We start from the raw sequence: 21,905 nt of genomic DNA on the forward strand, positions 1-21,905 counted from the left end.
CAGAAGGGATATATAAATGATAATCCTTCGTAAAGCAGCAGGGCGCGTGAAGGCTTAATACGAGGTCTTCAAACTTGTAATACGACTCTATTGGAGCACATATATGAAACTCGGTAAATTGGCAGCTAGTTTAGCAGCCGTAACTTTGATTGCAGCGCCTGTTGCAGCACAGGCTTCAAACAGCACTGCACCGGCTTTAGAGCGCGTAGCCGCGACGTCGTCTTCTTCCGAGAAAGTTGAAGGCACATCCGGCGTTTTGCTTGCCGCTCTGGCAGCAGCAGCGGTTATTGCTGGCATCATCATCGTCGCTGATGATGATGATACACCAACAAGCCCCTGAGCGCTGATAAAAAGATTTAAAGAACGGGGCGTTTTGCGCCCCGTTTTTTTTGCCTGTCGCGGTCGCGCCAATTGTCACCAAATATGGTAAATCGCCTTTTCATTTTCTTTGCTGCACTGCATATTGTGCGGGTCGATTCTCTGGAATGAAACAAAAGGCTGGCTTTGTGACTGCACCCGTTCGCTTTCCGCGATTCTTTGTAACAAACCCCAGCCCATGCCCCTATTTGCCCGGAAAAAGTGAACGTAAGGTCTTTACCGAGCTAAATGGCGCGCATACCGATGAACTGAACGACGCGCTCGGCCGGATCGGCTTCCGCCGCAGCCAGAATGTCGCCTATCGCCCCAGCTGCCTGGATTGCAAGGCCTGCGTCTCGGTCCGGGTGATCACCGATGAATTTCGGCCAAGCGCCACCCAGCGCAAACAGATCCGCCGCAATCAGGATCTCGTCGTGGAAGCCTGCGAGCCCTGGGCCACCGAGGAGCAGTTCCAGCTCCTCCAAAAATATCTCGCCAAGCGCCATCCCGGCGGCGGCATGGCCGAAATGGACGAGATGGACTATTCCGACATGGTCGAGCAATCGCCGGTCAAAAGCTTCGTCATCGAATATCGCGAACCGACCGAGGATGGCAGCAAGGGCCGCCTGGTTGGAGCCTGTCTGACCGACCAGCAAGGTGATGGGCTGTCGATGATCTACAGTTTTTTCGACGCGGAACATGGTGAGCGCACCGGTCTCGGCAATTTTATCATCATGGATCATATCCTGCGGGCAAAGAACGCCGGATTGCCTTATGTGTACCTCGGCTATTGGGTCGATGGCTCGCCGCAGATGGAGTATAAGGTGCGCTTTCGTCCGCTCGAGCGGCTGGCGCCGGATGGCTGGCAGAGATTTGACGCTGCCGAACTGCTCAAGCTGCAGCGCTCCAGCTAGCCTCTCAATCCCACTTCCTCAGCAACAAAAAGGCCTGCCACCCGGATCGGGGTGGCAGGCCTTTTTGTTGCCTAGGTCAGGTGATCAGTCGTACATGCAGCGCGCCTGTTGACAGCCCTTGAGCGGAACCGCTTTGGTCGCAGGCTTCCAGCTCTTCTTGGGTGCCGGCTTCCACCGTTTTTTATACGTCGGCTTGCTGTAGACCACTTCTTCTTCAACATAGGTCGTTGTCGTCGTGGTCGTTACCGGCGCCGACTGCACCACAATCGTCGTCACCATCGGTTGTTGCGCAGCGGGATAATAATAGCCCGGAGTATAATAGCCGTTCCAGCCGCTTGGATAGGTCGGATGGCGCTGAGGCGGATAGGGACGCCGATAGGGCGCCGGCGCGCGGCGCTCGTCATAGCCATATTTCTTCAGCAGCGACCGGCATCGGTCCGTGCCCTGATCGATGGCAGCACCGGCGACAGCGCCAAGTCCGCCGCCGATCAGGGTTCCGCCGAGGCGGTTGCCCCGGCCCGCAATGCGGTTGCCGGCCAGCGCACCAATCGCGCCGCCCACGATGGCACCACCGATACCGCTGCTCTTCTTGCACCGTTCCAGATAGGCCAGTTCTTCGGAGCGCCTGCTATCGACGTCAGGATAGGCTGGATAGCCGCGATCGATCTCGCGTCTGCCGTCGGTAATGCCGCAGCCGCGCGGATCATAGCCCGGGTCAATATCGCAGCCGCTGCCCTGGTCCGGACGAGACCCCCAATGAGGCGTCACATTGCCGTCGCCGATGAAGGTGCCGGAATATTGTCCTTCGTAGACCTGGCCGTCGGCATCGCGATAGGTGCCTTGCCATTCCCCCTGATAGCTGCCGTCTTCACGATAGGCACCATTCCAGTCGCCCTGATAGGTCGCCTGATCATCATAATAGCCGTGCGGGGTGGCAACAACGCGGTCATCGCCGATGAAAACGCTTTCATCATAGGTGGCCTGACCGGCGCGATAGCCATCCTGATAGCCCTGATTATACCGGTCCCAATCGACATTGTAGCGGGCGTCCTGCACCACACCATAGCGATCGGTCAGCACGGCATCGTCATAGTAACGCGACCAGCCATAGCCGCTGCTCGGCTGGCTAAGGCCGTAATAGCCGAAGTTTCCGATAAAATAGCTGGGCTGGATGTAGGTCTGCGGCAGCCGGAAACCACGATAAGGCCTGCGATAGCTCCGGTCATATCCCATCCGTCCGCGGCGAACATAGTTGCCGGATCCGTGATAGTTCTTCATCCGATGGAAATTGCCCATATGTTTCATGCCGCGCATATTGCCCATGCTTGGCATCGTCTTGTGGCTGGTTGTAGGCGCAGCCAACACGGTGGAAGCAGCAAAGGGGATCGCAACGGATGGCGCGATCTGTCCACCGACATTCGAGTCGATGGCGGCAATCGCGGATCCTGGTGCGATCGCGAAAACACCGGCAATGCTAGCGAATAAAAGGGTCTTCATGGTTAACAACTCCCTAGTTTCGGACATGCACCGAGCACGTCCGACCGAAATCTGGTTAACAAACATTTACCAGTTTTCGCAGGGTTTGACCATTAGCGGCTTGTAAAATAGAGTAGATCTCGTTTGGTGTCTCGAAATGGGGCGCTTTGATTACCGCAATCTTAACCAAGATTATTAGCGATGGCCCCGATCAGGGCAACCATCGCCTGTTCATCTTCCGTGCTGAAATGATCGGGCAGGGGACTGTCCAGGTCGAGCACGGCGATGATCCTTCCATTCTTCGTCACTGGCACCACCAGTTCACTGCGGCTGTCGGCGTCGCAGGCTATATGACCGGGAAAGGCATGGACATCGGCGACCCGCTGGACATCGCCGGTTGCCGCCGCAGTGCCGCATACACCGGCTCCCATGGCGATCCGGATGCAAGCGGCTTTGCCCTGAAAGGGGCCAAGCACCAGCTCTCCATCGATCACGCGGTAGAAACCGGCCCAGTTGAGACCGGGAACATATTGCCAGATCAAAGCGGCAATATTGGCCATATTCGCGATACCGTCAGGCTCGCCATCGACCAGCGCGACGGCCGAGGATTTAAGGTCATTGTAGAAATCGGCTTTGGATTGATTCTCGTCGATGGCAATATCGAACATCGCTATTTTTCCTGTCCTTGGCGCGATTTTTCATCGCTCGGCTTTTTTACCGGATCATATTTTGCGAACCAGCCCATGATATTGTCTACCTTGGCAATAAGCTGGCTTGGTCTGCGCGCAATAAGATGGGATGCGCCAGGGACCCTGACAAGCACCGTATCGACATTCTGGACCTTCAGAGCGGTATAGAATTGCTCCGCTTCCCAGGCCGGTGTGCGCCAGTCGGCTTCACCCACCATGACCATCGTCGGGGTGGTGACATTGTTGACGATGGACAGCGGCGAACGACGCCAATATTCCTGCGGTTGCTCCCATGGCTGGGCACGAAACCAGTGGCGGCTGACGAAACGGGCAATGTCTCCGGCGAGCGCCATGCTGGTCCAGTTGATCACGGGTTTGACGGTTGCCGCTGCTGCGAAGCGATCGGTTTTGCCGACCGCCCAGGCGGTCAGCACGCCGCCACCCGATCCACCGGTGACGAATAATCTGTCCCTGCTGACATAATTTTTTGCCAGCACAGCGTCGACCACGCTCATCAGGTCATCATAGTCATGGCCAGGATAATCCAGGTCGATCAGCTGGGCAAATTCTTCGCCATAGCCCGTCGAACCGCGCGGATTGGCATAGACGGTGACATAGCCCTCCGCAGCATAGCGCTGGATCTCGGCTGCAAAATAGGGGCCGTACATCGTGTTCGGGCCGCCGTGAATTTCCAGGATCATCGGAAAGGAGCCGTCGGCCCGGAATCCCGGGGGCAGGGCAATCCACGCCTCAATTTCGCGGCCATCATGTGCCGATGTAACCTTTATCTCTTCAATGCGCGCCAGATCCAGATGGGCGAGAGCATCCTCGTTCAACCGCGTCAGTTGGCGGCCGTTGCCATTGCCCCGAGTGAACGCAACTTCCGCAGGCCTGTTCGTGCTGCCTTTTGTATAGGCGATCACCGGGGTGCTGCCGTCGGCCTTGCTGGCTACCGAAAAACTGCCCGCTGCATAGGGTCGGCCGAGGGAGGTGCCGCCGATATCGTCGACCAGATTGCGGACATTACCGGCCAGATCGATCGATACCAGCGTCAATATGCCATCAACTTCGGTTTGTCCGATCAGCGCCCGACCATCCGCTCGCCATGCAATCGCATCGATCGATCGGTCAAAACCGGCGGTCAGGTTGGTGACGCCAGAGCCGTCGGGGGCCATTACATAGACATCCGTCTCCTGATAGGATTTCAACTGATCGTCATAGCCGAGATAGGCGATGCGAGACTGATTGGGCGCAACCTTTGGCGAAAAGTCCGGTCCGTCCCGCTGGGTCAGCGGCGTGACCGTCTCGCTTTCCAGATCCACCCGGTAGATTTCGCTCTCTATCGGATCAAGGTCCGCATCCTCACCATCATTGCCGGTCACCAACAGACTTCCGTTTGTCAGCCATTGCGGTGAATCAAAGCCGTTTTTGCCGTGGGTCACCTGCCGCGGTGTGCCGCCTTCCGCACTCAATATGAAAATCTGGGTTTTTCCCTTGGGCAAATAGCCTGCACCATCAAAGCGGAACACCAGATCATCAACGATACGGACCGGCTTCGCCCATTCTGCGCCTTCCGGGCTTTTGGGGGGCTTGGCAAAGCTCGCGCGTTCGTCCGGAACGAGCATCGAAAACGCGATGGTCTTGCCGTCGGGGGACCAAACCGGCGCGCCAGGTCCCTCTTCCAGTTGAGCGAGTGAAAAACTGTTGCCGCTGTCCTGATAGCGCAGCCTCAGATCCGGCTTGCCGTCGGTCGTTGTCAGATAAACCAGTCGGCTTCCGTCCGGGGACCAGCGGACCGAGGAACTCGATCCCTCGCCGCTAACCAGAGGACGGTGGCTTCCGCTCCGGGTATCGATGGTCCACAGATCGCTGACCACTTTATCGGTGAACTTGTCCATCGATTTGCGGGCATAGATGATCGTGGACCCGTCGGGCGAAATCTGCGGGTCATCGGCATATTCCAGATCAAACACGCGGTCGGCGGTAAACCGGCGGGCATCCCCCCCATCGTTGGCCACAGCAGCGGTGGCGAAGGACGGCAGGAAACATAGTGCGAGTAAATAGCGCGTTTTCATCGATATCCCCTTTTGTAATATGGTTTCCTAGGGGGAACAGGGCGGCATTGCCAAACGGAAACCGTCTCCGGCCTGCGAAAAACAGTCAAGTCGCTTTCTTGCTGTAGCTCACTCCAGCTTCGGTTTGCTGCGCGTTTTTTTCACCGAAGCCTTTTTCTTTTTCGTTTCAACCCGCCGCGCCTTCGCGGCTCTGCTCGGGCGGGTTTTTATCCGCCGCGCATCGCGCCGATGGGCTTCCTCTATCATATCCGCGACCCGCCGCCGCGCCTCGGCGCGGTTGGCTTCGCGGGTCCGGTGCTCGCGGACCGTCAGGACCAGTTCGCCGCCGCTGGTCATTTTGCGGCCTGCCAGTGTTCTCAATTTGCGAAAGGCATAAGGCGCCAGCCTGAGGGCGTAGATGTTGACCCGCATCTGAACCGCAGTCTCGACCTTGTTGACATTTTGACCCCCAGGTCCGCTGGCAGCCAGAAATGTTTCGGTGATCGCGCTTTCGGGAATTTCAACCATATTGGTTTACTAGCCGCAACCCGTTGTGCGCAAAAGGCCTTGTTAAGGAAGCTTGCCAAATCCTCACCAAATGTCATTTCGTTCGGGTCAATTTGCTCCGAAATGTCACTGCCGAAAGTGAAACTGGACCAATTTTGCATGCGAGACACAAAAAAGTTAACTTTTTTTCTGGCAATGCAAGGGGTCCGGGAATGACTCATTTCTGCGGGTTACAGAGTCATAAGCCACCTCGCGACTCGTGCTGAATCCTGCCTTAGGGAAAAATTAACCTTTTACGTTCATTCATCTTATGGTTAATAAATGATCCATAGGGTCGACAAGTTATCGATCTGGATTGAGTAATTGAGAAAAAGGGGCTGCCTGATGCGCGTGCTGCTGATTGAAGATGAACCAACGACTGCAAAAGCGATCGAGCTGATGCTGACGACTGAAGGTTTCAACGTATATACCACCGATCTCGGCGAAGAGGGCCTCGATCTGGGCAAGCTCTATGATTATGATATCATCCTGCTCGATCTGAACCTGCCAGACATGCATGGTTATGATGTGCTCAAAAAGCTGCGGGTGGCGAAAGTGCAAACCCCTGTTCTCATCCTTTCCGGCATCAGTGAAATGGACAGCAAGGTCCGCTCCTTTGGCTTTGGCGCGGATGACTATGTTACCAAGCCTTTCCACCGGGATGAACTGGTCGCTCGTATTCACGCTGTCGTGCGCCGGTCCAAGGGCCATTCGCAAAGCGTTATCCGTACCGGCAAACTCGCGGTGAATCTTGATGCGAAGACGGTCGAAGTCGACGGCAATCGCGTGCACCTGACCGGGAAGGAATATGCGATGCTGGAACTGTTGTCCCTTCGAAAGGGAACGACACTGACCAAGGAAATGTTCCTCAACCATCTCTACGGCGGAATGGACGAGCCAGAACTCAAAATTATCGATGTCTTCATTTGCAAGCTGCGCAAGAAGCTGTCTCTGGCCTGCGGCGGTGAAAATTATATCGAAACGGTCTGGGGCAGGGGATATGTGCTCCGGGACATGGAAGAAGAAGCCGGACCGACCGCGCAAGTCGCCTAACCCGCGTAGTTCTCACTACCCAAAATATCTGTTTGTCAGAATAACATGGCGGAGCCTCTTGGCTCTGCCATTTTTACGTGGCCGTATCGAGATACCAGCGGTCCGACCCCTGCAGCCCGAGTGCGGTAAGCTTGTCGGAATAATAGGCGCCGGTGTCGATGCCGATGCGCGTGCCGGTCTCCAGGACATCATCGTTTATCGTGTGGCCGTAAACGATCACCTTTTCATAGGGTTCCGAGGTGGACAGAAAGTCCTCGCGGATCCAGCGCAGGTCCTTTTCCCGCTGTTCGGAAAGCGGGACGCCCGGGCGGACGCCCGCATGGACAAACGCATAGTCTCCGATGATGATCTGATTTTCAAAACTGGCGACGAAATCCACGTGGCTTTGCGGCAATAGCTGGGGGACCCGCTCGGCCAGCTGAGTCATATCCAGTTCGATATATTCCTGCATCGTGATGTCATAGCTCAGAATGGTTTCACGTCCGCCAATGCGATTGAAAAAACGGACGGATTTTTCATCGCCAGTGGCTGCGGCGAGATAGACCTCTTCATGATTACCCATCAGGAAGCGGACATTGCCTCTTTCCGCCATGAGTCTCATCGCCGTATCCAGCACTCCGGCGCTGTCCGGACCACGATCGACCAAGTCGCCCAGAAAGATGATTTCGCTTTCAGCCAGCCCCCGTTCCTGATCATCCTTGATGATCTTGGTGAGCAGTGCCTGCAAAAGGTCATTGCGGCCATGCACATCGCCGATCGCGTAGACCCGCCGCCCTTCCGGGACCGTCGCGCTATCAATAGGCTTGGCGGGCTTTTGTCGGCGTAAAAGACGTTTGAGCATGATGCCTAACATTGTGTCTGGAGAACGGGCGATTCAAGGGTGGCGTGGAAATTTATCCCGCCGCGTCTCTATAGACATATAATTATCTTAATGACTGCTGAAAATTTCAGTTTTCCGGAGTGAAACTCAGCCCGGCCTTGTCTTCCAGCCGCTTGACGAGCTTTTCGCCCATCAGCGCACCGGCAGTCCAGACGCCGCCGCCCTGGCTGATCTTGTCCTGGGCCAGACAAAGTGCCGATTCCGCGATCATCTTGGAGGTCGATCCATAGCCCGGATCCTTGTCACCCTTCACGCTGAGGCTGGCGCTTTCACCGTCTTCAGTTGCGCCAATGAAAACAACGTCATAATAGCCATTCTCACGCTGCTCCTTAGTCGGGCCTTCGCCTGGCTTCGGCGTGTCATCGCCGCCGAACGGATTGGCCTTGGCCATCATCTCGGCGGCCTGTTTGCCGAGGTCGCCCGGGCTGGTCACCACCATTTCATCATATTTGAAGTCTTTCCCGTAAGGAAAATCGAGCAAAAAGTTGGTCCGGTGGACATTTTTCGTGTTGATCGGTGCCATGACGAACGGCGCGACCCAGCTGTCGATCGTCTTGTCATATTTCGGGATCAGCATATTCGGCTGATCGGGCCCTTTGAAGCCGGGTGTGAGGCTAAAGCTGCTGCCCAAGATCTTCACAAGAGACGGATTTTTGGCCAGCGCTTTCATGGTGGCGCCGAGGCTTGCTGCGGTGCCGCCGGAGACTGCACCCTCCATCGCGCGCACCCGGCCGCGGATCCGGCTAGCCGGCTTGCCGAAATTTTTCTGCATATGCTTCTGCAGCATCAAGACCCCGAGATCAAAGGGGATGGAGTCAAATCCGCATGAAAAACAGATCTGTGCGCCCGATTCCTCAGCCGTTGCCTGATGTTTGTCGATCATCTCGCGCATCCATCCCGGCTCACCGCAAAGATCCACATAATGCGTCCCATGCTTCACACAGGCTGCAACAACTTCGTCTCCATATAATTGATACGGACCAACCGTCGTCAGCACCACCTTAGTACGGCTTGCCATCATGTCGATTGATGCCGGATCGTCGGAGTCGGCAACCACCAGCGGCGTGTCCTTCGGCGCGCCGATCAGATCGCGAACCTCTTCCAGTTTTTCGAGACTGCGTCCGGCCATCGCCCATTTGGCAGCATTTTTTGCGCCACCATATTGCTGGACCATATACTCCGCTACCAGACGACCGGTATAGCCGGTCGAACCATAGATGATGACGTCAAATTCAGGCGCTTCAGACATTGCGGGGCTCCTAGATTATATTTTTCGCTGTTTATGGCCTACAGCTTTGGCAGAGTCACACCTTTTTGCCGCATATATTTCCCGGACCGGTCGGCATAGCTCGTTTCACAGGGTTCGTTGCCCTTGAGGAACAGAAACTGGCAGGCGCCTTCATTGGCATAGACTTTCGCGGGGAGGGGGCTGGTGTTCGAAAATTCCAGAGTGACATGGCCCTCCCATTCGGGTTCGAGTGGCGTGACATTGACGATGATCCCGCACCGGGCATAGGTTGATTTGCCAAGGCAGATCACCAGGACATCGCGGGGAATACGAAAATATTCGACTGTGCGAGCCAGCGCAAAACTGTTCGGCGGAATGATGCAGCAGTCGGTTTTGCGATCGACGAAGCTATTCTCAGCAAAATTCTTCGGATCAACGATAGCGTTGTCGACATTGGTGAATATCTTGAATTCATCCGAGACACGAGCATCATAGCCATAGGAAGAAAGGCCATAGCTGATGCATCCTTCCCGTTTCTGGCCCTCGACAAAGGGCTCGATCATACCGGCGCGCTGCGCCTCTTCGCGGATCCATCGGTCTGACAAAATGCTCATATCATTTTCCTGCTGGTAGTCATGGTCGCACTACGTTCCAGTTTATCGGGCCGTCAACCCCGCTGATACGGCGCATATCGGAAGCCCGCCACATCACCCAAGGTTTGGTGGCATAGTCGGGCGGGAAAAAATTCTCTTCGAGCCAGAATGTCCGGTCAATACCGCTGCTGATGTTATAGAATTCTTCGAACTCACGGGAGACTTCGATGATCGCTGGCTTGCCGCTGTGAGACTCGATCTGGTTGAGAAATGTGTTCAGTTCGCTGAGCACGAGTGCGCGACCAGGCCGGTCTCCGCAGCCATTGTCAAAGCCCAGTCGAACCGCAGGTGGCAGCATGTTTTCGCCGCGCGGGACTGTAGTGACGAAGATCGTCGCCTGATCGGTCGCCAGGCGACAGAGCGAATATTCATGGAACGCGCCGTAGCGAATACCGGCCTCGCGGGCCCCCTTCATGTTTTCGGCGAAATTCCGATCGCGCAGGTCGGCTCCGGCCGTTGCCCTGATATAGGCGAAATCGACCCCGGTCGCGCCCGCGACATGCCATGTGATCTTGCCATGGCTCTGATCCACCGAAATGCCCTGCACCGGATATTGGTCGCGAGCAGGTGCCCAGGTGATCGCAATATTGCGCAGAATGAAGGCGATCACCAGCAGCACCACGACGATCGTGGCAAAGCTCAACAGTGTTTTTCTTATGGTACGATTAGCCACCCTGATTCCCTGATACGCAGCGGAAAAGACTCAATTTTTGATATGCAGAACGCAGATTAATGTGAAGAGGCGCCGCGCAGTCTTGAAATCAACTTCGATCTTTCCCTCCAGCCGTTCGACCAGCAGTTCCGCGCCCTGATCATGGACTCCCCGCCGGGCCATATCAATGGTTTCAATTTCTGCCGCGCTGGCCTTTCGGATAGCCTGATAATAGCTGTCACAGATCGCGAAATAGTCGCGGATCGGTCGCCGAAACCGGCCAAGCGCGAGAATCAGTGTCTCTAACGGTTCGCCATTTTCGCGACCGATCGAAATCACCAGACGGCCTTCCTGAACACTAAGCTGAAGCTGGTAGGGCCCGGCGTAGCCATCGGCATGTTGCTTGAGGGGCTTGAAATGGTTTTCTTCGATCAAATCAAAGATCGCTATCCGCCGTTCCTGCTCGATATCGGCGTTGCGCCACAATATCGTGGCCTCGTCGAGTTCGACGGATATGATGCGCGGATCAGACATTCCGCCCTGTTGCCGCAGCGCCGAGCTCAGGACAAGGGTTTTTGCAGCACAGAGCGCGTCAGATTTTTGTCCACAGGACTGTCCCCGACAGTTTCCGGATTTTTGCAGCGGCCCCTTGCCCTGAATCGATTCAGCGTCGATGAAGAAGCATGGTCGGATTGATGCGTTTCGAAAATGATGAGAATGAAGGTCAGCGCCTGCCGCGCAATGTCGAGGCGGAGGCGACCTTTCTTGGCGCGCTGCTGATCGATAACCGGGTTGCGGAAGATGTGCAGATTCGGCTGCGGCCAGAGCATTTTTACGAGCCGCTGCATGGCCGGATTTACGAGCAGGCGCTGAAATTGCTCGACAAGAATATGGTTGTCACGCCGGTGACGCTGAAGCCCTATTTCGAGTCGGACGAGGCGATGCGGGCACTCGGCGGGCCGTCCTATCTTGCAAAGCTGACCGGGGATGGTGCCGGTTTGATCGGCGCCCGTGACTTTGCCAATCAGATCTACGATCTGGCGTTGCTGCGGGAATTGGTCAGTGTGGGGCGGACATTGGTCGAAAGCGCGTTGGACACCAGCGAGACCGTGGATCCGAAGGAGCAGATCGAAGAAGCGGAAACGGCGCTCTATCGCGTGTCCGAAGGCGAAGCGCAGGAAGGAGGCGTGCGATCGTTCCTCCAGGCGTCGACCGAGGCCCTGAACAATGTCGAGCGTGCGTTTAACAGCGGCGGCAAGGTGTCCGGCATCACGACCGGCCTGACCGACGTCAACGCCAAAATGGGCGGCCTCCACAAGAGCGATTTGCTGATCCTCGCCGGACGTCCCGGCATGGGGAAGACATCGCTTGCGACCAACATTGCTTTCAACGCTGCCAATCGCTTCCGTCGAGACATGGAAGACGGTATCGCACCAGAGGATTCCCTCGGCGCGCGAACAGCTTTTTTCAGTCTGGAAATGTCCGCGGATCAGCTCGCAACCAGAATTTTGTCCGAGCAGGCGGAAATCAGCTCCGAAAAATTACGAATGGGATCGATCAGCCGGGACGAAATGCACCGGCTTGCCATGGCATCGCGCGAATTGCAGGATCTGCCCTTGTTTATCGATGATACGCCGGCACTGACAATTGCAGCGTTGCGGACCCGCGCCAGGCGGTTACAGCGACGGCAGGGCATTGGTCTGATCGTGGTTGACTATCTCCAGCTGTTGCAGGGCTCTGGCCGCGCAAACGACAACCGGGTGAATGAAATTTCCGAGATCAGCCGTGGGTTGAAGACGCTGGCTAAGGAGCTGCAAGTTCCGGTGATGGCGCTGTCACAGTTGAGCCGTGCGGTGGAAAGCCGTGAGGATAAGCGCCCGCAACTGTCCGATTTGCGCGAATCCGGTTCGATCGAGCAGGATGCCGATATCGTGATGTTCATTTTCCGTGAGGAATATTACCATCTTGCGGTCAAGCCCGATCAGCCCGACGGCAATTCAACGCCGGAGCAGATTGCCAAATATTCTGCCTGGGAAACCGATCACCAGAGCAAGGTGAACAAGGCGACCGTGATTGTTGCCAAGAACCGGCAGGGCTCGACCGGCAATATCAATCTCAGCTTCCTGAGCGAATTTACCAAATTTGGTGATCTGGCCTATGGCGACGGTCCGGAGGAATATTAGACCGCGTCTGTCGCAAGAAACCGCGACGCGATCCTTTGCCACCGCGGATTTCCTGCTCATTCAAATTTTGTGCGGTCGATAAGCAATGGCCGGTCAGAAAATCGGGTCATTCGCTCCATTATCATCCGCATCCGGCAATGCTGTCACATCTTCGTGAATCCCGCATTCGGACTTGTCCCATCCGCGCCAGCGTCCAGCGCGAGGATCTTCGCCGGGTAGCACCTTGGATGTGCAGGGCGCGCAGCCGACCGACAGATATCCCTCCGCTTCCAGGGGATGGCGCGGCAGATCATGCTTCTCGAAATAGGCTTCCAGATCATCCTTGATCCAGTCGCCCAGCGGATTGATTTTCAGACGCCCATCGTCGATCTCGAAGCGCGGTATATTGTTGCGGGTCACCGACTGGAACGCCTTGCGGCCTGAAATCCAGCTATTGAGACCGGCCTTGGCGCGGGCCAGCGGCTCGACCTTGCGGATTTCGCAGCAGCCATCCGGATCAAAAGACCAGCGCAGACCGTTTTCGTCTTTCTCTGCCAATATCGCGGGATCGGGGGAAACAATATTGCTGTTCTTGATGCCAAGTTTCTCAATCAGCGTCTCGCGATAGGCAAGCGTTTCCGGGAACATCTTAAGCGTGTCGACAAAAGTCACCGGGATCGTCGGATCGACCTCCGCGACAAGATGCAGCAGCACCGCACTTTCAGTGCCGAAGGACGAAACAACAGCGACTTCGCCCAACTGACGCTCATCAAAAAGCGCTGTCAGCATGGTTGTGGTGTCGACTCCCTCAAAGCGTTGATTGAGAGCATCCGCGTCTGCCTGGGTAAAATCCGGGCGAACGTCGATCGTATCGATTTTTCTGGCTGCATCACCCATGGCGGAGTCTCCAGATGGGGGTGCGCTGGTCTGTTGTTGCTTGATAGACATGTTCGTAGCGCGTCAACGCCTCTTCCATATGTTTGGGATTAATCGGTGAGTCAGGCGCGAAGGCGTCGAAACCGCAGCGCCGCATATAAGCTACCTGGTCAACCAGCACGTCTCCGCTGGCGCGCAATTCTCCGGTATAGCCGGACTCGCGCAGGATTTGCGCTGACGAATAGCCGCGACCGTCACCGAACACGGGGAAGCTCACTTCAACCAGCGACAGCCGGTCGAGATAGGGGAGCAGTTGCCGGGCATCTTCGCCGGCTTCAATACGGACGGCTGTTGCGTTCGACTGTTCCAGAAAAGACTCCAGCGAAACCGCCGGTTCTTCATGGACGTCGTCATCGCGCAAACGGATTGCATCAACCATATATGGCCTCCTTGAACTTTTCCATGCCAACGCGGCGATAGGTATCGATAAACCGTTCGCCATCCTCGCGTTGATCAAGATAGAGATCGGTGACGGTTTCGATCGCATCGATCACACCATCTTCATCAAAGCCGGGGCCGGTTATCTTGCCGAGGCTGGCGTCTTCAGCGCCCGATCCGCCGAGCAGCAGTTGGTAATTTTCCGTACCCTTCCGATCGACACCCAGAATACCGATGTGGCCGGCGTGATGATGCCCGCACGCATTGATGCAGCCCGATATCTTCAGTTTCAGTTCGCCCAGTTCCCGCTGGCGGCCAAGATCGGCGAAACGCTCGCTGATTTTCTGGGCCAGGGGAATGGACCGGGCATTGGCGAGACTGCAATAATCCAGACCGGGGCAGGCGATGCTGTCGGTGATCAGATCGAGATTGGCTGGTGCCAGGCCCGCTTCGTCGAGCTTTTGCCAGATTGCGTAGAGGTCACTCTTCTTCACGTGCGGCAGAACGATATTCTGGCTGTGCGTGACACGCAGTTCGTCGAAGCTGTACTGCTCGGCCAGATCCGCCATTAGGTCGATCTGGGCCGACGTCGCATCGCCGGGAATGCCGCCACGCGGTTTCAGGCTGATGGTGGCGATCGCATAGCCACTCTGCTTGTGCTCGGAGGTGTTCTGATCTACCCACAGCGCAAAATCAGGGTCTGAGAGATCCAGTTCATCGCTGGCCTGTTTGTCAAACGGAGGGTCGGCGAAAAATTCGGTGATCCGCGCCAGTTCTTCGATTGGAGGATTGAGCCCCAGCTGCTTCATGTGGGCAAATTCTTCTTCGACCTGCCGGGTATATTCCTCCGCACCCAATTCGTGCACGAGGATCTTGATCCGCGCTTTATATTTATTATCGCGACGCCCGTAGCGGTTATAGACTCGGAGGCAGGCCTCGGCATAGCTGATCAGCTCATCGGCAGGGACGAAGCTCCGGATTTCCGGCGCGATCATCGGCGTGCGGCCCATGCCGCCACCGACGAAGAATTTTGCGCCGAGTTCGCCGGCTTCATTTTTCACCAGCTGGATACCGATATCATGCAGCCGCATCGCCGCCCGATCGGTATCGCTGGCGATAACGGCAAATTTGAATTTGCGCGGGAGATAGGAAAATTCCGGGTGAAAACTCGACCATTGCCGCAATATCTCTGCCCACGGGCGCGGATCGACAACTTCGTCGGCGGTGGCACCGGCGAATTGATCGGACGATATATTGCGGATGCAATTGCCGCTGGTCTGGATGGCATGCATTTCCACAGTGGCCAGTTCCGCGAGAAGGTCCGGCGCTTCTTCCAGCTTGATCCAATTATACTGGATATTCTGCCTCGTGGTGAAATGCCCGTAATCCCGGTCATATTTGCGCGCGATATGCCCGAGCATCCGCATCTGCTTGCCGTTCAGCGTGCCATAGGGAATAGCCACTCGCAGCATATAGGCATGAAGCTGAAGATAGAGTCCGTTCATCAGCCGCAGAGGCTTGAACTGATCCTCCGTGAGATCGCCGGCAAGCCGACGCTTTACCTGATCGCGGAATTCTTCGACCCGCGTGTCGACCATTTTCTGGTCATATTGGTCATATTGATACATGTTAAATCACCCATTCGGCGGCGTCGGGATCAGCCGGCTTTAATGTCAGGTCGGGCCGAACGGTTGGGCCAAGGGCGCGCACCCGGTCCTTGATATGGGCCGGCCTCGGACCATCTTCTGTCTGTTCGGCACTGATGATATAGGGGGCGTTGACGCGGCGAGCGGCCTCTTCCCGGTGGAGGATCGCTTCTCCCTGATCACCGACGTCGGCTGCATCCTTGACGAAACGCGACCAGTCCAGACCGGTCCACCAGATAACGTCTCCGGTTTTCAGGTCATTGCCCGTCAAAATATTCATGCAATCACTCCCGCCATTTGCGCAAATTCCAAAAATTTGTTTTCCGCATCGCCATATCGGGCGACGTCTCCGACCACCAGAAGCGCCGGACTCTGGACGTTCTCGCGCCGCACCATATCTCCGAGGTCGGTCAGCAATGTCCGTATCGCGCGAAAATTCTCGCGTGTCCCGTTCTCCAGCACAGCGACGGGCAGGTCAGGGGACACCCCGTCGGCGATCAGTTTTTCGACGATCGCCTCGGCATTGGCGACGCCCATATAGATAACCAGCGTGCGCCCCTTTCCGGCAAGGCCGGACCAGTTCTGATCGGACAGGCCTTTGCATTGGCCCGCTACGAAGGAAACGGCACTTGATGCATCGCGGTGGGTTAGTGGCATTCTCGCTTGGGCCGCGCAGCCGAGAGCGGCGCTGATGCCGGGAACGACTTCAACCTCTACGCCAGCAGCGATGCAGTCATCCGCTTCTTCACCGCCGCGTCCGAATATGAATGGATCACCGCCCTTAAGCCTTACGACCAGATGGCCGTTTGCCGCTTCGCTAACCAGAATTTCGTTGATCTGATCTTGCGGAACGCTGTGCAAAGAGCGCTTTTTTGCCACCGAAATGCGCCGTGCAGAGGGCGAAGCCAAAGCCAGAATTTCCTGACTGACGAGGCCATCGTGGACCAGAACATCGGCTTGTGCGAGCAGTTTGGCCGCTTTCAAGGTCAGCAGGTCAGGATCGCCGGGGCCGGCACCGACGAGATAGACTTTGCCCTCGTGGCCCGTGGTGTTTGAAGTATTTTTCATGAATTCGATATGCGCGCATCGCACAAGATGTTCAAAACAGAAGTTTTTGGGGTCGCCTAAGCTCAGCTATTTGGCGGGTGCCGGTTCTGATGGCGCTGTTTCGTTTTCGTCCTTGAGGCCCACTCCAATAGAAGCCCGCGCCTGCTCGGCTTCCATCGAGACAACCGGATAGGCGCAATAATCTGCAGCATAATAGGCGCTGGGCCGATGATTGCCGGAGAGGCCAATGCCGCCAAATGGTCCCTGAGAAGAAGCGCCAACGGTCATTTTGTTCCAGTTGACGATCCCGGCGCGGCTATTCGCCCAATATTGATCATATTGCTGGGCGGTACCGCCAATCAGCGCTGAAGAGAGGCCGTAGCGGGTGTTGTTCGCTTCGGCGATCGCGTCTTCAAAGTCAGCGACCCGGACCACCTGTAGGATCGGGCCGAACAGTTCGATATCGGGACGCTCTTCCAGCGCGGTGACGTCGATGATTCCGGGTGTAAGAAACGGGCGATCAGCGACCGGTCTCGCCATATGCTTGATCGGCTTTCCGCCATGGCTCATCAATGCCAGAAAACTCTCGGTGAGGCCGTCAGCGGTTTCATTGTCAATAACCGGCCCCATGAACGGGGCTGGACTCGCAAAGGGCTCGTCGATGATCAGTCGATCGGCAATCCGTTTTACCTCCCTGATGATACGATCGTAGAGAGCATCTTTCACAATAAGACGGCTTGCTGCGGAACAGCGCTGGCCGGCGCTCAGAAAGGCAGACTGTATGATCAGGACGGCGGCACTGTGAATATCGTCGGTGTCCCAGGCGATGATCGGATTATTGCCGCCCATTTCCAAAGCCAGGATCTTGTCCGGGCGGTTCGCAAACTGGCGGTTGAGCGCAATACCGGTGCGGGCGGATCCTGTGAACAGCACCCCGTCCAGACCTTCGTTTGCGGTCAGCTGCTTGCCGACCTCGGGGCCGCCATGCAGGATATTGACGACTCCTCTTGGAAACCCGGCTTTGCCGAACGCATCAACGAGATATTGGCCGACGGCTGGCGTTTTTTCCGACGGTTTGAAAATAACGGTGTTGCCGGCAATCAGGGCCGGTACAATATGGCCGTTAGGCAAATGGGCCGGAAAATTATAGGGACCGAGCACGGCGAGTACGCCATGGGGTTTGTGCCGCAAGGCCGCTCGCATATTGGGGGCGCTGGGCAACTGGCGTTGCGGCGTTCTGTCGGCAAAGGCGTTAACCGATATATCCACTTTGTTGACTACCGATTCGACTTCGGTTCGGGATTCCCAAATCGGCTTTCCGGTCTCGCGCGAGATCAACTCTGCGAGTTCGTCGGATCCCTGGCGAATGCGGTTGGCGTAGCGACGGACGGCCTCGATCCGTTTCATCAGAGCGGTTGCCGCCCAGCCGGGCCATGCCTCGCGGGCGGTCGCAACCACGGCGTCGGCATCACCGCTGGTGCCGGTCCATAATGTAGCCCCGGTAGCCGGTTCGATTGATATCAGGTCGCTCAAATTTGCCTCTGTTTTCTACGCACGTCCGCATTGAACGGCGGGAATATGATACATCCTATACGACAGATCATAGATCATTATATATATAGGAAATAGTGCGGATAAAATTATCCGCAACCGCAGGCCGGACCGAGAATGCCTCAGCCGTTTCTCAGGGCCCGGCCCATATTGCGGATATCCTCGATTTTTTTCGAGAGCGGGGCCCAGTCATCCTTGTCGGCAATGGCATCCCAGATCGACTCGACCTCGTCGATATGCATCGAGCAGGGGGCTTGCCGTTGCCAGTAGTTGCTGGTCGGTGTCCGGATGCGGCCACGTTCGGCAATCAAGTCCCGGAAATCGGCGAATTCAGGGTCGGTTCCGGAAGGTTTCGCGAGATCAGAGGTTTTGCCCCAGTCATGGAAAAACTGGTCAACCTGAACGGTCTTTGCCGCCAACCCCTTTTCCGCTGCGACGACCAAATCGCGATCTTTTTCAAATCCTTCGGAAAGGATGCCAAGCCGCCAGCAGAAATGTTCGGTAAATGCCTTACCATAGGTCTTTGGAAAGGTCTCCAGCGTGGCGATCAATGCATCGCTATCGGCAATCAGCCGCAAGGCGCTGGCCAATTGCGCCAGATTCCAGTGCAGCGCTTCGGGTTGCCGCGCAAAACAATAGAGGCCCTCATGGTCAAAATAGGCCGCGGTAAAAGCGGGGTCCCAATAGGGCGTAAATCGCCAAGGGCCATAGTCGAAACTTTCGCCGGTAATATTGATATTGTCGGTGTTGAGCACGCCATGCACAAATCCGGCGGTCATATAGGCCCCGGCGAGCTTGGCCACTTCTCCGGTCACATGGGCAAACAGCTCTGATGCAGGGTCATCGCTCTGCGCACCGCCGTAATAATGGTCGAGACAATAGGCAACCAACTGGTGCATCAGCTCTGCATTCTTCTCATAGGCAATCCGCTGGAATGTGCCGATCCGGATATGGCCATGGCTCAAACGGGTCATTGCCGCTGACCTCGTCGGAGAGGGCTCGTCTCCCCGCATCAACTGCTCTCCGGTTTCCACCACCGAAAAGGTTTTCGACGTGTTGACTCCCAGAGCTTCGAGCATTTCCGTCGCGAGAATTTCGCGAACGGCTCCCTTGAGGGTGAGACGTCCGTCACCGGTCCGGCTCCAGCGCGTCGTACCCGATCCTTTCGTTGCCAGATCCATAAGCCGCTGCTCATGGTCCCGTAGCTGGGCAAACAGAAAGCCCCGGCCGTCACCAATTTCGGGATTGTAGGTACGAAACTGGTGACCATGGTAGCGCAGGGCAAGCGGCGGATCGAGATTGTCTGCCAGCGGTTCGAATTTGCCGAAATGGTTTAGCCATTGCTCGTCGCTAAGCTCATCAAGCCCGACGCTCTGGTCCCACCGGTCATTCCGGAAACGCAGAATATGCTTGGGGAAATCGGCCGGTGTCGCCGGATCGCCAATCTTCTCACCCAAGGTCGTGATTTGGACATCGGGCTGATAGTCGGTCTTGCCGGGTTCGGATTGCGGTTTATATGGCATATTCCAACAGTGGCGGCTAATCGGTCGCACAGCAAGTGGGAAGACGGGACCAATCGCAACATGCGTGAAGAAAAATTATATCAGGATATTCACCGGGAATCCGATGACGGGCTGAAATTGCACGCCTTTGACTATCCTTCCGATAGCGGTCGAACACCGGTTATCTGCATTCCCGGACTGACCCGCAATGCCAGGGATTTTGAGCATCTCGGTCCGGCTCTCCGTGGCGACCGGCGAATTATCATGGTCGATCTGCGTGGCCGCGGCTTGAGTGAATATGCCAAGGACAGCAGCACCTATAATCCAAAACAATATGTGTCCGACATCATCATGCTGATGGACGAACTGCAGATTCCCAAAGCGATATTCTTTGGAACATCCCTGGGCGGTATTGTCACCATGATCATGGCGAAGATGCATGCCGAACGGGTTGCGGGGGCGCTGTTGAACGACATCGGCCCTGAACTGGATCAGAAGGGACTTGACCGGATCGCCGATCATGTCGGTCAGGGACGGAGTTTTGACACATGGGCCCATGCCGGACGGGATATTGCAGAAACCAGCAGTGATATCTTTCCGGACTTCACGCTGAAAGACTGGATTGGCTTCGCCAAGAAGGTTTACTGTATGAACAGCTCTGGCCGGATCAAGCTCGACTATGACATGAAGATTGCCGAGCCGTTCGACGGCAAGGGCGGTGGCAGTGGCGCGTTATGGAATGCTCTGGACCATATGAAAGAGATACCGACGCTTATATTGCGCGGCGCGCTGTCCGACCTGTTCAGCGAGCAGGTGGCAGAAAAGATGCTGACAAAGCTCGACAAGGGCGAACTGGTCACGATACCGCGGGTTGGACATGCTCCAACTCTGGAAGAACCAGCCTCGCTTGACGCGATCAACCAATTGCTCCACCGCGTCGACTGAATGAATTCAGATAGCCGAATATGAAAGCCGCATGAAACCAGCCAAAATCCTGCATCTGCATAGTACGTTCAATCTGGGCGGCAAGGAAGCGCGCGCGGTCAGGCTGATGAACCACTTCGGATCAGCGGCCGACCATGTGATTTTGTCGGCACAGCCTGATGATTTGTCAGCACGGGAAGCGATAGACCCGCAGATCAATGTTGCCTTTCCAAAAGATGCGCCGTCGCTGGCCGGGAAGCCGTCGCTGAAGCGCTACCGCGAGTTCGTTACCTATTTCAGGCAGTTCGATCTGATCCTGTCCTATAACTGGGGATCGATGGATGGTGTGATGGCAAGAACGCTTTTTTCTCGCGTCGAAGGCCTCCCGCCGCTGATTCACCATGAGGATGGTTTCAACGAGGATGAGCATCAAAAGCTCAACTGGAAAAGGAACTGGTTTCGCAAATTCGGACTTGGTGCCGCTTATAAGCTGGTCGTGCCATCTGAGAATTTGGCACATATTGCCCAAGAAGTATGGAAGCAGCCGGAGCAGAAGATTCAGCGAATTCCCAACGGCATTGACGTGAAGCGGTTTGAGAAGAAAGCCCAGCGGGGATCTTTGCCGGGCTTTGTCCGCCGCGATGGTGAGGTGGTCGTCGGCACCGTCGCCGGCCTGCGCGCAATCAAGAATCTGCCGAGGCTGGTAAGGGCTTGTGCAGCGGCTGGTGACAATGTCCGGCTCGTCATCGTAGGCGAGGGGCCGGAAAGAAGCAGAATATTGGAAGAGGCGAAGCGGGTGGGGCTCGATGACCGGCTGCTCATGCCGGGCTTTCTTGCGGATCCAGCGCGCTATGTCGGTTTGTTCGATATCTTTGCGCTGTCATCCGATAGCGAACAATTTCCCATTTCTCTGATCGAAGCGATGGCTGCCGGTTTGCCGGTGGCTGCGACCGATGTCGGGGATATAAAGTCCATGGTATCGCAGGCCAATCAGGGTTTCATCAAATCGGTGGATGACGAGAGCAAATTTTTCGAATCCCTGACGACATTGGCCCAACATCAGCAACTGCGCGAAGATCTGGGGCAGCAGAACAGAGCAAAAGCGCAAGCGGAATATAATGAAAACAAAATGCTAAGCCGTTATCGTCTGCTATACGGTCATGCACTGGGCCGAGCCAATTTTGGCTCCGCCGGATAGCGAATCTCGCGCTACAGTTTTTTCGAGCATTTTGATGCACCGCCGCCTATATCGGCATT

At 56.1% G+C, this 21,905-nt stretch carries 22 protein-coding genes; 6 read left to right on the plus strand and 16 right to left on the minus strand.

The features are described from left to right. Positions 1-103: 103 nt before the first annotated feature. Both ACN0WW_RS05425 and ACN0WW_RS05430 read left to right on the plus strand, forming a co-directional pair. Positions 104-340 (plus strand): hypothetical protein, encoded by a 237-nt coding sequence (locus ACN0WW_RS05425; RefSeq protein WP_417610192.1) that lies wholly within the window; start codon positions 104-106, stop codon positions 338-340. Between the two features lie 166 nt (positions 341-506). Further along, positions 507-1,271, plus strand: coding sequence for an arginyltransferase (locus ACN0WW_RS05430; RefSeq protein WP_417610194.1), 765 nt, complete (start codon positions 507-509; stop codon positions 1,269-1,271). An 84-nt stretch (positions 1,272-1,355) separates the two neighbouring features. Here ACN0WW_RS05430 and ACN0WW_RS05435 read toward each other — a convergent pair whose 3' ends face one another. The 4 genes from ACN0WW_RS05435 to arfB all read right to left on the minus strand — a co-directional run bounded on the left by ACN0WW_RS05435 (position 1,356) and on the right by arfB (position 6,018). Then, a complete protein-coding gene (locus ACN0WW_RS05435; RefSeq protein WP_417610196.1) occupies positions 1,356-2,768 on the minus strand; it encodes an RcnB family protein in 1,413 nt (470 codons plus the stop codon). Positions 2,769-2,929: 161 nt separating this feature from the next. Beyond that, the gene (locus ACN0WW_RS05440) at positions 2,930-3,415 is read right to left on the minus strand and encodes a GAF domain-containing protein (RefSeq protein ID WP_417610198.1); all 486 of its coding nucleotides are present in this window, start codon (positions 3,413-3,415) and stop codon (positions 2,930-2,932) included. Positions 3,416-3,417: 2 nt separating this feature from the next. After that, a complete protein-coding gene (locus tag ACN0WW_RS05445) occupies positions 3,418-5,511 on the minus strand; it encodes a S9 family peptidase (RefSeq protein WP_417610200.1) in 2,094 nt (697 codons plus the stop codon). 108 nt (positions 5,512-5,619) lie between these two features. Then, positions 5,620-6,018: an alternative ribosome rescue aminoacyl-tRNA hydrolase ArfB gene (gene arfB / locus ACN0WW_RS05450; RefSeq protein WP_417610202.1), complete on the minus strand. Its 399-nt coding sequence runs from the start codon at positions 6,016-6,018 to the stop codon at positions 5,620-5,622. A gap of 363 nt (positions 6,019-6,381) precedes the next feature. Between arfB and ctrA the strand changes: the two genes are divergently transcribed. Next, the gene (gene ctrA / locus ACN0WW_RS05455) at positions 6,382-7,089 is read left to right on the plus strand and encodes a response regulator transcription factor CtrA (RefSeq protein WP_417610204.1); all 708 of its coding nucleotides are present in this window, start codon (positions 6,382-6,384) and stop codon (positions 7,087-7,089) included. Positions 7,090-7,162: 73 nt separating this feature from the next. On the opposite strand, the gene ACN0WW_RS05460 is transcribed toward ctrA, so the two are convergent. The 5 genes from ACN0WW_RS05460 to ACN0WW_RS05480 all read right to left on the minus strand — a co-directional run bounded on the left by ACN0WW_RS05460 (position 7,163) and on the right by ACN0WW_RS05480 (position 11,036). Next, positions 7,163-7,930: a metallophosphoesterase family protein gene (locus ACN0WW_RS05460; protein WP_417610206.1), complete on the minus strand. Its 768-nt coding sequence runs from the start codon at positions 7,928-7,930 to the stop codon at positions 7,163-7,165. Positions 7,931-8,036: 106 nt separating this feature from the next. Then, entirely contained in the window at positions 8,037-9,218 is a 1,182-nt protein-coding gene (locus ACN0WW_RS05465) for a saccharopine dehydrogenase family protein (RefSeq protein WP_417610208.1), read from the minus strand. A gap of 38 nt (positions 9,219-9,256) precedes the next feature. After that, positions 9,257-9,811: a dCTP deaminase gene (gene dcd, locus ACN0WW_RS05470; RefSeq protein WP_417610210.1), complete on the minus strand. Its 555-nt coding sequence runs from the start codon at positions 9,809-9,811 to the stop codon at positions 9,257-9,259. 19 nt (positions 9,812-9,830) lie between these two features. Beyond that, positions 9,831-10,523 (minus strand): glycoside hydrolase family 25 protein, encoded by a 693-nt coding sequence (locus tag ACN0WW_RS05475; RefSeq protein ID WP_417610212.1) that lies wholly within the window; start codon positions 10,521-10,523, stop codon positions 9,831-9,833. A gap of 30 nt (positions 10,524-10,553) precedes the next feature. Beyond that, positions 10,554-11,036 (minus strand): UPF0262 family protein, encoded by a 483-nt coding sequence (locus tag ACN0WW_RS05480; protein WP_417610214.1) that lies wholly within the window; start codon positions 11,034-11,036, stop codon positions 10,554-10,556. A 149-nt stretch (positions 11,037-11,185) separates the two neighbouring features. On the opposite strand from ACN0WW_RS05480, the gene ACN0WW_RS05485 reads away from it, so the two are divergent. After that, positions 11,186-12,685, plus strand: a complete 1,500-nt coding sequence (locus ACN0WW_RS05485; protein WP_417610216.1) for a replicative DNA helicase — start codon at positions 11,186-11,188, stop codon at positions 12,683-12,685. Between the two features lie 93 nt (positions 12,686-12,778). Here ACN0WW_RS05485 and ACN0WW_RS05490 read toward each other — a convergent pair whose 3' ends face one another. The 7 genes from ACN0WW_RS05490 to ACN0WW_RS05520 form a co-directional block, all read right to left on the minus strand. Further along, entirely contained in the window at positions 12,779-13,561 is a 783-nt protein-coding gene (locus tag ACN0WW_RS05490; RefSeq protein WP_417610218.1) for a phosphoadenylyl-sulfate reductase, read from the minus strand. Continuing rightward, positions 13,554-13,979, minus strand: coding sequence for a DUF934 domain-containing protein (locus ACN0WW_RS05495; RefSeq protein ID WP_417610220.1), 426 nt, complete (start codon positions 13,977-13,979; stop codon positions 13,554-13,556). The genes ACN0WW_RS05490 and ACN0WW_RS05495 overlap by 8 nt, the downstream gene beginning before the upstream one ends. Further along, positions 13,972-15,606 carry a nitrite/sulfite reductase gene (locus ACN0WW_RS05500; protein WP_417610222.1) on the minus strand — a complete coding sequence of 545 codons (1,635 nt, stop codon included), beginning with the start codon at positions 15,604-15,606 and terminating at the stop codon, positions 13,972-13,974. Before ACN0WW_RS05500 ends, ACN0WW_RS05495 begins: the two co-directional genes overlap by 8 nt. Position 15,607: 1 nt before the next feature. Further along, positions 15,608-15,904: a DUF2849 domain-containing protein gene (locus tag ACN0WW_RS05505; protein WP_417610224.1), complete on the minus strand. Its 297-nt coding sequence runs from the start codon at positions 15,902-15,904 to the stop codon at positions 15,608-15,610. Next, entirely contained in the window at positions 15,901-16,692 is a 792-nt protein-coding gene (gene cobA, locus ACN0WW_RS05510; RefSeq protein WP_417610226.1) for a uroporphyrinogen-III C-methyltransferase, read from the minus strand. Before cobA ends, ACN0WW_RS05505 begins: the two co-directional genes overlap by 4 nt. A gap of 66 nt (positions 16,693-16,758) precedes the next feature. Further along, a complete protein-coding gene (gene astD, locus ACN0WW_RS05515; RefSeq protein WP_417610228.1) occupies positions 16,759-18,204 on the minus strand; it encodes a succinylglutamate-semialdehyde dehydrogenase in 1,446 nt (481 codons plus the stop codon). Positions 18,205-18,344: 140 nt separating this feature from the next. Next, positions 18,345-19,745 carry a protein adenylyltransferase SelO family protein gene (locus tag ACN0WW_RS05520; protein WP_417610230.1) on the minus strand — a complete coding sequence of 467 codons (1,401 nt, stop codon included), beginning with the start codon at positions 19,743-19,745 and terminating at the stop codon, positions 18,345-18,347. 9 nt (positions 19,746-19,754) lie between these two features. Here ACN0WW_RS05520 and ACN0WW_RS05525 point away from each other — a divergent pair, with 9 nt between their 5' ends. Continuing rightward, positions 19,755-20,669: an alpha/beta fold hydrolase gene (locus ACN0WW_RS05525; RefSeq protein WP_417610232.1), complete on the plus strand. Its 915-nt coding sequence runs from the start codon at positions 19,755-19,757 to the stop codon at positions 20,667-20,669. A gap of 31 nt (positions 20,670-20,700) precedes the next feature. After that, positions 20,701-21,846: a glycosyltransferase gene (locus ACN0WW_RS05530; RefSeq protein WP_417610234.1), complete on the plus strand. Its 1,146-nt coding sequence runs from the start codon at positions 20,701-20,703 to the stop codon at positions 21,844-21,846. The last annotated feature ends 59 nt before the right edge of the window (positions 21,847-21,905 follow it).

It is taken from the genome of Parasphingorhabdus sp. (assembly GCF_048269865.1).
In the GTDB taxonomy this organism is placed as follows: domain Bacteria; phylum Pseudomonadota; class Alphaproteobacteria; order Sphingomonadales; family Sphingomonadaceae; genus Parasphingorhabdus.

Bases quoted from the DNA above. Each gene is read 5' to 3' on its own strand.
- ACN0WW_RS05425 (WP_417610192.1), top strand. From the start codon at position 104: ATGAAACTCGGTAAATTGGCAGCTAGTTTAGCAGCCGTAACTTTGATT.
- ACN0WW_RS05435 (WP_417610196.1), bottom strand. From the start codon at position 2,768: ATGAAGACCCTTTTATTCGCTAGCATTGCCGGTGTTTTCGCGATCGCA.
- ACN0WW_RS05440 (WP_417610198.1), bottom strand. From the start codon at position 3,415: ATGTTCGATATTGCCATCGACGAGAATCAATCCAAAGCCGATTTCTAC.
- ACN0WW_RS05445 (WP_417610200.1), bottom strand. From the start codon at position 5,511: ATGAAAACGCGCTATTTACTCGCACTATGTTTCCTGCCGTCCTTCGCC.
- arfB (WP_417610202.1), bottom strand. From the start codon at position 6,018: ATGGTTGAAATTCCCGAAAGCGCGATCACCGAAACATTTCTGGCTGCC.
- ctrA (WP_417610204.1), top strand. From the start codon at position 6,382: ATGCGCGTGCTGCTGATTGAAGATGAACCAACGACTGCAAAAGCGATC.
- ACN0WW_RS05460 (WP_417610206.1), bottom strand. From the start codon at position 7,930: ATGCTCAAACGTCTTTTACGCCGACAAAAGCCCGCCAAGCCTATTGAT.
- ACN0WW_RS05465 (WP_417610208.1), bottom strand. From the start codon at position 9,218: ATGTCTGAAGCGCCTGAATTTGACGTCATCATCTATGGTTCGACCGGC.
- dcd (WP_417610210.1), bottom strand. From the start codon at position 9,811: ATGAGCATTTTGTCAGACCGATGGATCCGCGAAGAGGCGCAGCGCGCC.
- ACN0WW_RS05480 (WP_417610214.1), bottom strand. From the start codon at position 11,036: ATGTCTGATCCGCGCATCATATCCGTCGAACTCGACGAGGCCACGATA.
- ACN0WW_RS05485 (WP_417610216.1), top strand. From the start codon at position 11,186: ATGGTCGGATTGATGCGTTTCGAAAATGATGAGAATGAAGGTCAGCGC.
- ACN0WW_RS05490 (WP_417610218.1), bottom strand. From the start codon at position 13,561: ATGGGTGATGCAGCCAGAAAAATCGATACGATCGACGTTCGCCCGGAT.
- ACN0WW_RS05495 (WP_417610220.1), bottom strand. From the start codon at position 13,979: ATGGTTGATGCAATCCGTTTGCGCGATGACGACGTCCATGAAGAACCG.
- ACN0WW_RS05500 (WP_417610222.1), bottom strand. From the start codon at position 15,606: ATGTATCAATATGACCAATATGACCAGAAAATGGTCGACACGCGGGTC.
- ACN0WW_RS05505 (WP_417610224.1), bottom strand. From the start codon at position 15,904: ATGAATATTTTGACGGGCAATGACCTGAAAACCGGAGACGTTATCTGG.
- cobA (WP_417610226.1), bottom strand. From the start codon at position 16,692: ATGAAAAATACTTCAAACACCACGGGCCACGAGGGCAAAGTCTATCTC.
- ACN0WW_RS05520 (WP_417610230.1), bottom strand. From the start codon at position 19,745: ATGCCATATAAACCGCAATCCGAACCCGGCAAGACCGACTATCAGCCC.
- ACN0WW_RS05530 (WP_417610234.1), top strand. From the start codon at position 20,701: ATGAAACCAGCCAAAATCCTGCATCTGCATAGTACGTTCAATCTGGGC.